Raw genomic sequence first — 13,799 nt, forward strand, 5'->3', positions numbered from 1 at the left:
TGAAAGTCCTCAGATCGTCGCGCCTTCGAGTTCGCTGATCATCTTCTGCATTTCCGCGCCGCCCGCCATCATGTCGAGCACTTCGTTCTTCGTGATGGTGTCCTTCGTGAAGGTGCCCATCGAGCGCCCACGATTGAGCAGCGTGAACGAATCGCCAATGGGATACGCGTGATGCACGTTGTGCGTGATGAAGATCACGGAGATGCCTTTTTCGCGGGCCTTATGGATGAGCTTCAGCACGTTGAAGCTCTGCTTCACGCCGAGCGCGGCAGTCGGTTCATCGAGGATCAGCACGCGCGCGCCGAAGTGGATCGCGCGCGCAATCGCGAGACATTGCTTTTCGCCGCCGGACATCGTGCCGATCGGCTGATGCGGATCGCGCACGTTGATGCCCATTTCCGCGAGCTTCGCGCGAGACGTGTCGGCGGCGAGATCCAGGTCCATCACGCTGAAGAGACCGAAGCGCTTCTTCTGCGGCTCGCGGCCCATGAAGAAGTTACGGGCAACGGATAACAGCGGCACGAGCGCGAGGTCCTGATACACGGTCGCGATGCCGAGATCGAGCGCTTCTTTCGGCGACTCGAAATGCACCGGCTTGCCATCGACGAGATATGCGCCGGAAGAGGGCGCGTGCACCCCGGCGAGCGTCTTGATGAGCGTGGACTTGCCCGCGCCGTTATCCCCGAGCAGGCAATGCACTTCGCCGCGCTTCAAGCGCAGCGTCACGCCGTTCAGTGCAATGACCTTGCCGAAGAACTTGCTGACATTCTCGAGCGCGAGGATGTTGTCGTCGTTCATAACGTTCTCCTCATTGCGCCTGTGACACGCGGCGGCGCACGTAATGATTGAAGAGCACGGCGATGAGAAGCATCACGCCGAGAAACACGCGGAACCAGTCGGAACTCACGTTCGTGTATGTGATGCCGATCTGCACGACGCCGAAGATGAGCGCGCCGAAGCACGCGCCGACGACAGATCCGTAACCGCCGGTGAGTAGCGTTCCGCCGATGACCGCGGCGATGATCGCTTCGAACTCTTTTTGCAAGCCGCGATCGGCCGCCGCCGAACCGATGTCGCACACTTGCAGCACGGCGAAGAGGCACGAGCAGAACGCAGTGAGCACGAAGAGCGAGATCTTCACGCGCTTGACCGGCACGCCGACGTTCTTCGCGGCGTTCGCATCGCCGCCGACCGCGAGAATCCAGTTGCCGTAGCGCGTCTTCGCAAGCACGAACGCGCCGACGGCCGCGAGGACGAGCCACCAGATGATGACCTTCGGAATGCCGGGCACGAGCGGCTCGCCGCTGTCGAGCAGTTTGCCGATGCCCATATGCGCGAGCGCAGTGAACACGCCGTGCAATGCGACGCCATGAAAAAGCGTATCGGCGAGCCAGTCTTTTTGCGCGAGATCGCCGACGCCGGAGATGATCGTGCGGTCCGCGAACATGATCGAGAGTGCGAGCGTCAGGCCGCGCAGGATGAAGAGAAACGCGAGCGTCACGATGAAGGACGGCAGGCGCGTTCGCATCACGAGATAGCCGTTGAGCGCGCCGAGCAGCATCGAGGCGATGAACGCGAAGAGAATGGCGAGCGAGATCGGCCAATGAAAATAGACCGATGGCAACGCGACCATCATGCCGGCGAAGCCGATCATCGAGCCGATGGATAAGTCGAACTCACCCGCGATCATCAAGAGACACGCGCCGACCGCGAGCAGGCCGAGATACGCGGCCACTTGCGACCAGTTCATCACGCCGTCGAGATTGAACATACCCGACGATCCCGCGCCGAAGCCGAACACGATGAACACCAGCACGGTGCCTGAAATCGCGGCGAATTCCGGCCGGTTCAGCAGATGGCCGAACCACGATTGCCGGCGCACCCGCTCGTCCGATGGCTTGTCGCGCTCGGCTGCATCATCGGCGCCGTCCTGCTGCGGGTGCGCGTGTGGAGGATAGTGCTTGCCGGCTACGCCCATGATGGCTCCTCGAAACTGAAATGCAATGCAGTACCGATGCGTGCGTTCCCGCTGCGTCCGCGCACGGACGCAGCAGCAGGTCATGATGGAGAAAAGCGGGCGGACGCGGCTGTGAAGAGCCGCCGCCCGAAGAAGGTCAGCCGTGCTTCAACGATACTGCCCGGCGTACTTCACGACCTTGTCGAGATTTTCCTTAGTGATGAAACCCGGTCCCGAGCGAATGTTCTTCGGCCCATACGAAGGCTGCAAGCCATACGTTTCGAGCCGCGCCTTGAACTTCGGATTGGCTTCGAGAATCTGGCGAATCTTCGCGGGATCGGTGGTGTGCTCCTTCTTCACGATGGCGAGCACCGCGACCGGAATGTAGCCCTGCAAATACGGCTGCTGGTCGATGGCGAACTTGATCGTGCCGTCCTTGATCGCCTTCGCGATGTCATCGGAGAAATCGAAAGTCACGAAATAGAGCTTGTTTTGCAGGCCCATTTGCGTCACGGCCTTGAGCGTCGCGGATGCGGGCGTCGGTCCGAGCGTGAGGATCGCCTGCGTGTCCGGATGATTGCGCAGATACGCCGATACCTTCGACTGAATCTCGGTCGGGTCTTGTCCCGAGTCGAGCGTCGATGCCTTGTAGTCGATGCCGAGCGCATCCGCGAAACCCTTGCAGCGGTCGAACGACACCGTGTTCGTCGCGAGATGGTTCACGCACAGGAACGACTTGATGCCCGCGGCCTTCGCCTTTTCGCCCGCCGCCTTGCCCGCGACGTATTCCGGCTGGCCGATATGCATGATCGCGTTGAGTTGCGCGCTCTGCTCCTCGGTGCCCGAGTTGATCGTGACGAGCGGAATCTTCTTCGCCGTCACCTTGTTGATCGCGCTCTTCAGCACGTCGAAGTCCGCGATCGTCGTGATGACGCCGTCGTAATTGCGCGCGGCCGCCTGTTCGATGAGACGCGCCATATCCGCGATGTCGCCGTTGGGCGGATTGCGATAGTCGGTCTGGACGTTGAAGTCCTCGTCCGCCTGCTTGATCGCGTTCTTGATGGTGTTCCACCACGAGTCCGAGTCCGGCGCGTGGCTGATGAGGACAAAGCGGGCGTCCGGGGCCGCATGCGCGGGGGACGTCGAGATCAACGCGGCGCTGCACAACGCAGCAGCAGCCGCCAGCGCGCGCAGCGCGGCCCGACCGTTGCAAAGGATCATCGTCTCCACCTATCTCGGTTGTTGTCTGGTGTGATCTTTTGATGAGCGGCGCGGCCTTCCAGCGCCATGCGCCGTGCTCACGAGCAAGACTAGGTCAGTTTTCGGCGTGTTGCAATAGGCATTTTATCGGTGCGACAAATGGAAAATGCTTTCCAATTTGCTTGCGGGCTTCCTATAATCGGCTGCACCGGCGACCATTTCGGCGCGCCGACGAGACGGGCTTTCCATGCAGGACGAAACCGGCACCGACGTGCTTTCCGTGGACGATCTGATGCAGCGGATCACCGATGTCTACGACTCTTTGCCGCGCCAGTTGAAGAGCGTGGCGACGTACATCGAGCAGCATCGGGCGAGCGTGATGATGGACCGCACGAGCGATATCGCCGCGTCGTGCGGCGTGCATCCGTCGGCGGTGGTGCGCTTTGCGCAGCGCTTCGGCTTCTCCGGCTTTTCGGACTTGCAGACGGTGTTCCGGCAGGCGTACACGGGCGGCAGCGCGTCGCAGAGCTATCAGCAGCGCATCCGCAAGCTGATCGACGAGAAAGCGGGCGAGGCGTCGGGCGTGTCGGTCGCGCGCGAATTCATTGCGGCAAGCCGCGCGGGTCTCGATGAACTCGAAGCCGGCCTCGACGACGCGCAGTTCGAAGCCGCCGTCGAAATGCTTCAGCAAGCGGAGAACATCTACGTGATCGGCGTGCGCCGCTCGTTCGCGGTGGCGAGCTACATCGCGTATGCGCTCGGCCATACGAGAAAGCGCGTGCACCTCGTGTCGGGCTTCGGCGGCATGTTCCGCGAGCAGATACGCGGCGTGAAAAAGGGCGACGTGGTCATCGCGATCAGCTTCGCGCCCTACGGCAAGGAAACGCAATACTGCGTGCGCGCGGCGCAGCATCACGGCGCGGCGACGCTCGTCATCACCGATAGCCAGCTTTCGCCGCTTGCGCGCCACGCGAGCGCTAGCCTGCTCGTGAAGGAGGGCAGCGCGTTCGCGTTTCGCTCGCTCACGAGCACCATCTGCCTGTGCCAGGCGCTTTTCATCGCGCTCGCGTACCGGCTCGAATTGAACGTCGAAGAATCCAGGGAGACGAGCGGTTATGACGATTGACGTGGCGGTGTTTGGAGCGGGGCGCATCGGCAAGATTCATGCGGGCAATCTCGCGCGGCAGCCGGGCGTGCGGTTGAAGTATGTCGTCGATGTGAACCGCGAGGCCGCAGCCGCGCTCGCCGGGCAGCACGGCGCGCAGGTCGCGGACATCGACGGCGCAATGGGCGATGCGTCCATCGGCGCGACGGTCGTATGTTCGAGCACGGACACGCATGCGAACCTCATCATGCAGTCGGCGGCGGCGGGCAAGCATGTGTTCTGCGAAAAGCCCGTCGATCTCACGATCGAACGCGCGCGCGCATGCGCCGATGCGATCGACCGCGCGGGCGTCGTCTGCATGATCGGCTTTCAGCGGCGCTTCGATCCGACGTTCTCGGCGCTGAAGGCGCGCGTCGACGCGGGCGAGATCGGCGAGCCGGAGATGCTGATCGTGACGAGCCGCGATCCTGGCGCGCCGCCCGTCGAGTACATCAAGCATTCGGGCGGCATCTTCAAGGACATGCTGATTCACGATTTCGACATCTTCCGCTGGATGCTCGACGACGAAGCCGAGACGCTGCACGCGACGGGCAGTTGCCTGTCCGATCCGGCTATCGCGGATGCGGGCGACATCGACTCGACCGCCGTCACCATCCGCACGAAGCGCGGGCGGCTGTGCCAGATCAACACGGCGCGGCGCGCGGCGTATGGCTACGATCAGCGCTTCGAGCTGCTCGGAAGCGCAGGCATGCTGCAGGCGGGCAACGTGCGGCCGACCGAAGTCACCGCGTACTCGAAAACCGCCGTCTCGACGGACGTGCCCGAAGCGTTCTTTCTCGAACGCTATCGCGCGGCGTATGCGCTCGAAATCGCGCATTTCTTCGACGCGGTGAATACCGGCAAGCCGGTGCGCACGACCGTCGCCGATGGGTTGAAGGCGCTCGAACTCGCGGAAGCCGCGACGCTTTCGTGGCGCGAGAAGCGCATCGTGCGGCTCGGCGAGCGCGCGGCATGAATCCGGTGCGCGTGGGCATCGTCGGGTTGGGGCGGCTCGGGCGGCGGCACGCGGAGAATCTCGCGTGGCGCACGCCGGGCGCGCGACTCGTTGCGGCATGCAGTCCCGTCGATGAAGAGCGCGAATGGGCGCGAGCGCATCTGCCCGAACCCGCGCTCCACGCGAACTACGGCGCGCTGCTCGCCGATCCGTCCGTCGATGCGGTATGGCTCGTCACGCCGACGTCGCTGCACGCGCCGCAGATCGTCGCGGCGCTGGACGCCGGCAAGCACGTCTTCTGCGAGAAGCCGCTCTCGCTCGATCTCGCCGAATGCGACCGCGTCATCGAAGCGCACGCGCGGCATGCGCAACTTCAGGTGATGATCGGCTTCGTGCGCCGCTTCGACGCGAGCTACCGCGATGCGTTCGAGCGCATCCGGAACGGCGCGATCGGCCGGCCGTTCATGGTGCGTTCGCAGACGTGCGACAAGAACGATCCCGATGGCTTCTTCGTGCGATTCGCGCGGACTTCCGGCGGGCTTTTCCTCGATTGCAGCGTGCACGACATCGACCTCGCGCGCTGGCTGCTCGGCAATCCGCGTGCGACGCGCGTGTTCGCGAGCGGCACCATCGCGCTTCACGAAGGCTTGCGTGAATGCGGCGACATCGATAACGGCGTGGGCGTCATCGAATTCGAGGATGGACGGCTGGCCGTGCTCTACGCGTCGCGCACGATGGCGCACGGGCACGATACGCAGACGGAGATTATCGGCACGGCGGGCGCGCTCGCGGTGGGGCGCAATCCGCGCGTGAACCGCGTCGAGATCGCGGACGAACATGGTATGCGCAACGCCTGCACGCCGACGTTCTTCGAGCGTTTCGAGGATGCTTTCCTGAGCGAAGCGCAGGCGTTCGTCGCGTCGCTCGCGCATGGCACGCCGACCGGCCTTACGCTCGACGATGCGCGCGAAGCGACGCGCATCGGCATCGCGATGCGGGAAGCGTATGCCAGCGGCCAGCCGGTGAAGCTTTGACCGCTGCGTTAGAATCGAACGTTCACGGCGCTCAATCAAACAGGCACACGGAAGGTTCAATCGCGATGGAAGTTCACAAGGAAGTCGACGCGCGCGGGCTCAACTGCCCGTTGCCGATTCTGCGGGCGAAGAAGGCGCTCGCCGACATGACGAGCGGCCAGATACTCAAGGTCCTCGCAACCGATCCCGGCTCGCAGCGCGATTTCGCCGCGTTCGCGAAGCAGACCGGCAACGAAATCGTCGAGGCGACGTCGCAGGACAAGACGTTCGTCTTTCTGATGCGGCGTCGCTGACATTTTTAACGGCGCAAAAGCAAAATGCCCGTCACGCAGGTGACGGGCATTTTTTTTCAGGCGCGTGAAGCGTTAGCCTTCGAGAATCGGCGCGCGCGTGCGCAAATATTCTTCGAAGTCCTTCGACACTTCCGGATGGCGCAGCGCGAATTCGACCGTCGCCTTCAGATAGCCGAGCTTGCTGCCGCAATCGAAGCGCGTGCCGTGGTACTTGTAGGCCAGCACTTGCTCATCCGACAGCAGCGATTGAATCGCGTCCGTCAGTTGCAGTTCGCCGCCCGCGCCGGGCTTCAGCGCGCGAATGTGGTCGAAAATGCGGGGCTTGAGCACATAACGGCCGACCACGCCGAGGTTCGACGGCGCCACCGCCGGCTCCGGCTTCTCGACGATGCCCGACAGCTTGACGATGTTGTCTTCCCACTCCTTGCCGTCGATGATGCCGTAGGACTTCGTATCCGACGGCGGGATCTCTTCGACGCCGATCACCGAGCTGTGATAGTGGTCGAACACCTCGATCATCTGCGTCATGACGGGCGGCTTGCCGTACAGCAAGTCGTCCGCGAGGATCACGGCGAACGGGTTGTCGCCGACGAGCTTCTCGGCGCACAGCACCGCATGACCGAGACCCAGCGCTTCCGCCTGGCGCACGTAGAAGCAGTCCACGTGGCTCGGCTTGATGCTGCGCACGAGTTCGAGCAGCTTGTCCTTGCCGCGCGCCTCAAGCTCGGCTTCGATCTCATAGGACTTGTCGAAATGATCTTCGATGGCACGCTTGCTGCGGCCGGTGACGAAAATCATCTCGGTGATGCCGGCGGCCATCGCTTCCTCGACCGCATACTGAATCAGCGGCTTGTCGACGACCGGCAGCATTTCCTTCGGGCTGGCCTTCGTCGCGGGGAGGAACCGCGTGCCGAGACCCGCAACGGGAAAAACCGCTTTGGTAACTTTTAGCATGTGATAACCCTGATCCTTTTAATCATTTAGAACATCGAGCCAAAAACTGAACGGCGTGTGTTTCGACACCCCAATCAGGCCGGCAGTCGCAAGATCTGCGCCTGTAGTTTCTCGATAGTGGTTTTGTATTCTGCCAGCCTTTTCCGCTCCTGTTCAACGACAGGGGCCGGTGCTTTTGAAACAAAGCTTTCGTTTTCGAGCTTCGCGCTACATTTTGCGATCTCGCCGCCGAGACGTTCCACTTCCTTGCTCAATCGCTCGCGCTCCGCCGCGACGTCGATCTCGACTTTCAGCACCAGCTTGTTCGCACCGACGATGGCAACCGGCGCACCGTGCGCTTCGCGGTCGAGCGCGGCTTCGTCGTCGATGATCTTCACTTCGGACAGACGCGCGAGCGCGGCGACGTAAGGCGCGAACGTCGAAAGACGCGCGGCGTCGCCGTGAGCGAGCAAAGGCACTTTCACCGCCGGCGACAGATTCATTTCGCCACGCAGATTACGACACGCATCGATCACCGACTTCAGTTCGGCGGCCCACTGTTCAGCGGCTTCATCGATCTTTTTCGCTTCGGCCTGCGGATAGCGCTGCGTCATGATCGACGCTTCGCCTTCCTTCGCGCCCGCGGGATACGCGTCCGTCAGCGGCGCGACTTTCTGCCACAACGCTTCGGTGATGAACGGAATGACCGGGTGCGCAAGACGCAGCACGGTCTCCAGCACGCGCAGGAGCGTGCGGCGCGTGGCGCGCTGCTGCTCGGGCGTGCCGGTCTGAATCTGCACCTTCGCGAGTTCGAGATACCAGTCGCAGTATTCGTCCCACACGAACTTGTAGAGCGCGCTTGCCACGTTGTCGAAACGGTAGTCGGCGAAGCCTTTCTCGACTTCGGCTTCCACGCGCTGCAGAAGCGACACGATCCAGCGGTCCGCCTGCGAGAAGTCCGTATAGCCGCCGGGCCCGCAGTCGCCGGGCTTGCAGCCGTCGGCGTTCGCGAAACCGCAATCGTGGCCTTCGCAATTCATCAAAACGAAACGCGTGGCGTTCCAGAGCTTGTTGCAGAAGTTGCGATACCCCTCGCAGCGCGCGAGGTCGAAGTTCACGTTGCGGCCGAGCGTGGCCATCGACGCCATCGTGAAGCGCAGCGCATCCGTGCCGAACGACGGAATGCCTTCGGGGAATTCCTTGCGCGTTTTCTTTTCGATCTGCGCGGCCTGCTTCGGATTCATGAGGCCGCTCGTGCGCTTGGCGACGAGCGCTTCGAGATCGATGCCGTCCACGATATCGATGGGATCGAGCGTGTTGCCCTTGCTCTTCGACATCTTCTGGCCTTCGGCGTCGCGCACGAGGCCGTGCACGTAGACGGTATCGAAGGGCACCTTGCCGGTGAAATGCGTGGTCATCATCACCATCCGGGCGACCCAGAAGAAGATGATGTCGAATCCCGTCACGAGCACGGACGACGGCAGGAACGCCTTCAACTCCGGCGTCTCGTTCGGCCAGCCGAGCGAGGAAAACGGCACGAGCGCGGACGAGAACCAGGTGTCGAGCACGTCGTCGTCGCGCTTCAGTGCGCCTTTGTAGCCTCGCGCGTCGGCTTCGGCGCGCGCTTCATCCTCGTTCTTCGCGACGAAGATTTCGCCGTTCTCGCCGTACCACGCGGGAATCTGATGCCCCCACCACAACTGGCGCGAGATGCACCAGTCCTGGATGTTTTCGAGCCATTGATAGTAGGTCGTGGTCCAGTTCTCCGGCACGAACTTGATCTGTCCGCTGCGCACGACGTCGAGCGACGTTTCCGTGATCGACTTGCCCGGATTGAACGATCCTTCAGGCGCGGGCTTCGTCATGGCGACGAACCATTGATCGGTGAGCATCGGCTCGATCACGACGCCCGTGCGATCGCCGCGCGGCACCATCAGCTTGTGCGGCTTGACGGAATCGAGCAGACCTTGCGCTTCGAGATCGGCGACGACTTGCTTGCGGGCATCGAAGCGGTCGAGGCCGCGATACTTCGCGGGCGCGTTGTCGTTAATTTTCGCGTCGAGCGTGAGAATCTCGATCTGCGGCAGCTTGTGGCGCTGGCCGACCGCGTAGTCGTTGAAGTCGTGCGCGGGCGTGACTTTCACGACGCCGGTGCCGAACTCGCGGTCCACGTAGTCGTCGGCGATGACGGGAATCTCGCGGTCGCACAGCGGCAGCACGACCGTCTTGCCGATCAGATGCGCATAGCGCTCGTCTTCCGGATGCACCATCACGGCGACGTCGCCGAGCATGGTTTCGGGGCGCGTGGTCGCAACGGTCAGATGCCCCGAGCCGTCCGGCAGCGGGTAGTTGATGTGCCACAGGCTGCCGTTTTCTTCCTCGCTGACGACTTCGAGATCGGAGACGGCCGTGCCGAGCACCGGGTCCCAGTTCACGAGCCGCTTGCCGCGATAGATGAGACCCTGCTTATAGAGCGTGACGAAGACATCGCGCACGGCGGCGGACATCTTGTCGTCCATCGTGAAGTATTCGCGCGACCAGTCGATCGATGCGCCGAGACGCCGGACCTGATTCGTGATCGTCGAGCCGGATTGCTGCTTCCACGCCCACACGCGCTTCAAAAATTCGTCGCGGCCTAGATCGTGACGCGAGACGCCCTGCGCATCGAGTTGCCGTTCGACGACGATCTGCGTCGCGATGCCCGCGTGGTCGGTGCCGGGCACCCACAGCGTGTTTTCGCCGAGCATGCGGTGATAGCGCGTGAGGCCATCCATGATGGTCTGGTTGAACGCGTGCCCCATGTGCAGCGTGCCGGTGACGTTTGGCGGCGGCAGTTGAATCGAGAAATTCCTTGCGCCTTCCTTGAACGTGGGGGCGGAGTAGCCGCGCTTCTCCCATTCCGGGCCCCATTGGGACTCGATGTTTTGAGGCTCGAAGCTCTTCGCAAGCGTGGTGTCGCTCATCGTGAAATCTGCCGAAAAATGCGTGAAAAGATGCGGGGTAGTCGTTGATTATAAGGTTAGGGCGCACCCTCGGACGAATCCGGCGCGCGGCCCGTGCGTCGGGGGAACCGGCTCGCCCGGCGGCGCCATCGGCGCGGTCTTATAATGGTCGGCCCGCCGCCGGCTTCTCCGGCTCCGCTTTCCGCCGTTCATCTCACATGCCCGATTTACTCGCCAATCTCAATCCCGAACAGCTCGCCGCCGTCACCCTGCCGAACGAGCCCGCGCTGATCCTCGCGGGCGCGGGCAGCGGCAAGACGCGCGTGCTCATCACGCGCATCGCGTGGCTGATCCAGCAGGGTTATGCGTCGCCGCCGACCATTCTCGCCGTCACCTTCACGAACAAGGCCGCGCGCGAAATGATGTCGCGCCTGTCCGCGCTTTTGCCCATCGACACGCGCGGCATGTGGATCGGCACGTTCCACGGCCTGTGCAACCGCATGCTGCGCGCGCACTGGCGCGACGCCGGCCTGCCGCAGACGTTCCAGATCCTCGACACCGCAGACCAGCTTTCGGCCATCAAGCGGCTGATGAAGGGTCTCAACGTCGATGACGAAAAGTATCCGGCGAAGAATCTCCAGTACTTCATCAACAACGCGAAGGAGCAGGGCCTGCGTCCGAAGGACGTCGATGCCACCGACAACTTCAATCGCAAGTTCGTGGAGTTGTACGAGGCTTACGACCAGCAATGCCAGCGCGAGGGCGTCGTCGATTTTCCCGAGCTGCTTTTGCGCTGCTACGAACTGCTCGCGCATAACGTGCCGCTGCGCGCGCATTATCAGGCGCGCTTTCGCAACATCCTCGTCGACGAGTTTCAGGACACGAATAAGCTGCAATACGCGTGGCTCAAGCTGCTGGCGGGCGAGCACAACGCGATCTTCGCGGTCGGCGACGACGATCAGTCCATCTACGCGTTTCGCGGCGCGAATGTCGGCAACATGCACGACTTCGAGCGCGAATTCCGCGTGAGGAATCTCATCAAGCTGGAGCAGAACTATCGCTCGCACGGCCATATTCTCGATACCGCAAACTTCCTGATCGCGAACAACGCGCGGCGGCTCGGCAAGAATCTGCGCACGGACGCGGGCCACGGCGAGCCGGTGCGCGTCTACGAAGCCGCCACCGATACGCAGGAAGCGGGCTGGATCGTCGAGGAAATCAAGGCGCTCATCAATACCGGCCTCGCGCGCGGCGAGATCGCGGTGCTGTATCGGAGCAACGCGCAGTCGCGCACGATCGAACATACGCTCGTGAACGCGGGCATCGCGTATCGCGTGTATGGCGGCCTGCGCTTCTTCGAGCGTCAGGAAGTGAAGCACGCGCTCGCGTATCTGCGCCTGATCGACAACCCGAACGACGACACCGCGTTCGCGCGCGTCGTCAATTTCCCGACGCGGGGCATCGGCGCGCGTTCCATCGAACAGCTCGCCGACGCCGCGCGTCTCTATAACTGTTCGATGGCCGCCGCCGTCCCTTACGTCACCGGCAAGGCGGGATCGAGCCTCGGCGCGTTCGCGACGCTCATCGCGAAGATGCGCGCCGAGACGCAGCAAATGAGTCTGCCGGAGACGGTCGAATATGTCGTGCGCGCAAGCGGGCTCGCCGCGTTCTACGAAACCGAGCGCGAAGGTCAGGACCGGCTGGAAAACTTGCAGGAACTGGTGAACGCGGCGGCGGCCTTCGTGAGCGAAGAGGGTTACGGTCTCGACACGCCCGCGCGCTCCATTCCGCTGCGTCCGGGCGCGAGCGCCGCGCCGGAAATCGTCAGCGCGGACGGCGAGATCGAAGTGCTCGATGCACCCGGCATCGCCGATCCCGCGCAGAATCCCGACACGATGACGCCGCTTGCGGGCTTTCTGTCGCACGCATCGCTCGAAGCCGGCGACAACCAGGCGCAAGCCGGACAGGACGCCGTGCAGCTCATGACCGTTCACGCGGCGAAGGGTCTCGAATTCACGGCGGTGTTCATCACCGGGCTGGAAGAAGGGCTTTTTCCGCACGAAAATAGCGCGCAGGAATCCGACGGGCTCGAAGAAGAGCGGCGGCTCGCGTATGTGGCGATCACGCGCGCGAAGGAGCGGCTCTATCTCTCGTTCGCGCAAAGCCGCATGCTGCACGGACAGACGCGCTACAACATCCGCTCGCGTTTCTTCGACGAGTTGCCGGAAGGCTCGCTCAAGTGGCTCACGCCGAAAGTCGAGGCGGGCGCGCGCTGGGGCGGACGGTCGGACAACGCCGGTTGGGGCCGCGACTGGTTCGCGCGGCCCGGACAGGAACGCGGCGGCTCCGCCGGCTATCCGCGCGATCAAGGCGCGAGCGCCGCGCTGCCTTCGTTCGCGAACGAGCAGCGCGCGGCGGACACCGGCTTCAAGGTCGGACAGGCGGTGTTCCACACGAAGTTCGGCGAAGGCACCGTGACCGCGCTCGAAGGCTCCGGCGGCGATGCACGCGCCCAAGTGCGCTTCAAGCGGCACGGCGAGAAGTGGCTCGCGCTTTCCGTCGCGAAACTGCAGGCGGTCGAATGAAGCGGCTCGGCATCATGGCGGCGCTGTCGCAGGAACTGGGCGACCTGATCGCGCAGATGCGCGCGGGCGGCGAGGTGCGGACGGTTACGCTCGGCATGCGCGAATACCACGTCGGCGAGGCGCATGGCGTGCCTGTCGTCGTGACGCTCGCGCGCGTCGGCAAGGTCGCGGCGGCGGCGACGGCGAGCGCGCTCATCCATGTGTTCGGCGTCGATGCGATCGTTTTCACGGGCGTCGCGGGCGGCGTGCATGCGGACGTGCGGGTGGGCGACATCGTCGTCGCCGATGCGCTGCTGCAACACGATCTCGATGCGTCGCCGTTCTTTCCGCGCTACGAAGTGCCCTTGCTCGATCGCACGCGCTTCGATGCCGACCGCGCGTTCTCCGACGCGCTCATGACGGCGGCGCGCGGCTTCATCGAAACTCACGCGGACGCGCTCGCGCAACGTTTCGCGGTGAGCGAGCCGCGCGTGCATCGCGGGCTGGTGGTGAGCGGCGACCGCTTCATCGCGAGCCAGGAGGCGGTGAACGCCTTGCGCGACGCGTTTCCCGATGCGCTCGCCGTCGAGATGGAAGGCGCGGCGCTCGCGCAGGTCTGCTACGAACACGGCGTGCCGTGCGCGGTCGTGCGCACCATTTCCGATACCGCCGACGCCGAGGCGCCGCTGTCTTTCGCCGAATTCCTGACGGCGATTGCGGGCGCGTATTCGTCCGGTCTGCTCGCGCGATTTCTGACACTCGTCGGCTGAGCGCGCG

General features: G+C 63.5%; 11 protein-coding genes. 6 read left to right on the plus strand and 5 right to left on the minus strand.

Going from position 1 to position 13,799, the window contains the following annotated elements:
* Positions 1-9: 9 nt before the first annotated feature.
* The 3 genes from LDZ27_RS05235 to LDZ27_RS05245 all read right to left on the minus strand — a co-directional run bounded on the left by LDZ27_RS05235 (position 10) and on the right by LDZ27_RS05245 (position 3,178).
* Entirely contained in the window at positions 10-798 is a 789-nt protein-coding gene (locus LDZ27_RS05235) for an ATP-binding cassette domain-containing protein (protein WP_244815648.1), read from the minus strand.
* A gap of 10 nt (positions 799-808) precedes the next feature.
* Positions 809-1,978, minus strand: a complete 1,170-nt coding sequence (locus LDZ27_RS05240; RefSeq protein WP_244815649.1) for an ABC transporter permease — start codon at positions 1,976-1,978, stop codon at positions 809-811.
* A 147-nt stretch (positions 1,979-2,125) separates the two neighbouring features.
* Positions 2,126-3,178, minus strand: a complete 1,053-nt coding sequence (locus LDZ27_RS05245; RefSeq protein WP_244816045.1) for a sugar ABC transporter substrate-binding protein — start codon at positions 3,176-3,178, stop codon at positions 2,126-2,128.
* 226 nt (positions 3,179-3,404) lie between these two features.
* Here LDZ27_RS05245 and LDZ27_RS05250 point away from each other — a divergent pair, with 226 nt between their 5' ends.
* The 4 genes from LDZ27_RS05250 to LDZ27_RS05265 all read left to right on the plus strand — a co-directional run bounded on the left by LDZ27_RS05250 (position 3,405) and on the right by LDZ27_RS05265 (position 6,583).
* Positions 3,405-4,283: a MurR/RpiR family transcriptional regulator gene (locus tag LDZ27_RS05250; protein WP_244815650.1), complete on the plus strand. Its 879-nt coding sequence runs from the start codon at positions 3,405-3,407 to the stop codon at positions 4,281-4,283.
* Entirely contained in the window at positions 4,273-5,277 is a 1,005-nt protein-coding gene (iolG, locus tag LDZ27_RS05255) for an inositol 2-dehydrogenase (RefSeq protein WP_244815651.1), read from the plus strand. The genes LDZ27_RS05250 and iolG overlap by 11 nt, the downstream gene beginning before the upstream one ends.
* Entirely contained in the window at positions 5,274-6,290 is a 1,017-nt protein-coding gene (locus LDZ27_RS05260; protein ID WP_244815652.1) for a Gfo/Idh/MocA family oxidoreductase, read from the plus strand. Before iolG ends, LDZ27_RS05260 begins: the two co-directional genes overlap by 4 nt.
* A 65-nt stretch (positions 6,291-6,355) precedes the next feature.
* Entirely contained in the window at positions 6,356-6,583 is a 228-nt protein-coding gene (locus LDZ27_RS05265; RefSeq protein WP_244815653.1) for a sulfurtransferase TusA family protein, read from the plus strand.
* A 72-nt stretch (positions 6,584-6,655) separates the two neighbouring features.
* Here the strand turns inward: LDZ27_RS05265 and galU are convergent, their stop codons facing one another.
* Positions 6,656-7,537, minus strand: coding sequence for a UTP--glucose-1-phosphate uridylyltransferase GalU (galU, locus tag LDZ27_RS05270; protein ID WP_244815654.1), 882 nt, complete (start codon positions 7,535-7,537; stop codon positions 6,656-6,658).
* 74 nt (positions 7,538-7,611) lie between these two features.
* Positions 7,612-10,479, minus strand: coding sequence for a valine--tRNA ligase (locus LDZ27_RS05275; RefSeq protein WP_244815655.1), 2,868 nt, complete (start codon positions 10,477-10,479; stop codon positions 7,612-7,614).
* 197 nt (positions 10,480-10,676) lie between these two features.
* Between LDZ27_RS05275 and LDZ27_RS05280 the strand changes: the two genes are divergently transcribed.
* Complete coding sequence (locus LDZ27_RS05280) at positions 10,677-13,043, plus strand: UvrD-helicase domain-containing protein (protein ID WP_244815656.1); 2,367 nt, start codon at positions 10,677-10,679, stop codon at positions 13,041-13,043.
* Positions 13,040-13,792: a 5'-methylthioadenosine/adenosylhomocysteine nucleosidase gene (locus LDZ27_RS05285; protein ID WP_244815657.1), complete on the plus strand. Its 753-nt coding sequence runs from the start codon at positions 13,040-13,042 to the stop codon at positions 13,790-13,792. The genes LDZ27_RS05280 and LDZ27_RS05285 overlap by 4 nt, the downstream gene beginning before the upstream one ends.
* Positions 13,793-13,799: the final 7 nt, after the last annotated feature.

The organism is Caballeronia sp. Lep1P3 (assembly GCF_022879595.1).
GTDB lineage: Bacteria > Pseudomonadota > Gammaproteobacteria > Burkholderiales > Burkholderiaceae > Caballeronia.

Excerpts from the sequence above, each read along its gene's own strand:
- LDZ27_RS05235 (WP_244815648.1), bottom strand. The coding sequence starts at position 798 with ATGAACGACGACAACATCCTCGCGCTCGAGAATGTCAGCAAGTTCTTC.
- LDZ27_RS05240 (WP_244815649.1), bottom strand. The coding sequence starts at position 1,978 with ATGGGCGTAGCCGGCAAGCACTATCCTCCACACGCGCACCCGCAGCAG.
- LDZ27_RS05245 (WP_244816045.1), bottom strand. The coding sequence starts at position 3,178 with ATGATCCTTTGCAACGGTCGGGCCGCGCTGCGCGCGCTGGCGGCTGCT.
- LDZ27_RS05250 (WP_244815650.1), top strand. The coding sequence starts at position 3,405 with ATGCAGGACGAAACCGGCACCGACGTGCTTTCCGTGGACGATCTGATG.
- iolG (WP_244815651.1), top strand. The coding sequence starts at position 4,273 with ATGACGATTGACGTGGCGGTGTTTGGAGCGGGGCGCATCGGCAAGATT.
- LDZ27_RS05260 (WP_244815652.1), top strand. The coding sequence starts at position 5,274 with ATGAATCCGGTGCGCGTGGGCATCGTCGGGTTGGGGCGGCTCGGGCGG.
- LDZ27_RS05265 (WP_244815653.1), top strand. The coding sequence starts at position 6,356 with ATGGAAGTTCACAAGGAAGTCGACGCGCGCGGGCTCAACTGCCCGTTG.
- galU (WP_244815654.1), bottom strand. The coding sequence starts at position 7,537 with ATGCTAAAAGTTACCAAAGCGGTTTTTCCCGTTGCGGGTCTCGGCACG.
- LDZ27_RS05275 (WP_244815655.1), bottom strand. The coding sequence starts at position 10,479 with ATGAGCGACACCACGCTTGCGAAGAGCTTCGAGCCTCAAAACATCGAG.
- LDZ27_RS05280 (WP_244815656.1), top strand. The coding sequence starts at position 10,677 with ATGCCCGATTTACTCGCCAATCTCAATCCCGAACAGCTCGCCGCCGTC.
- LDZ27_RS05285 (WP_244815657.1), top strand. The coding sequence starts at position 13,040 with ATGAAGCGGCTCGGCATCATGGCGGCGCTGTCGCAGGAACTGGGCGAC.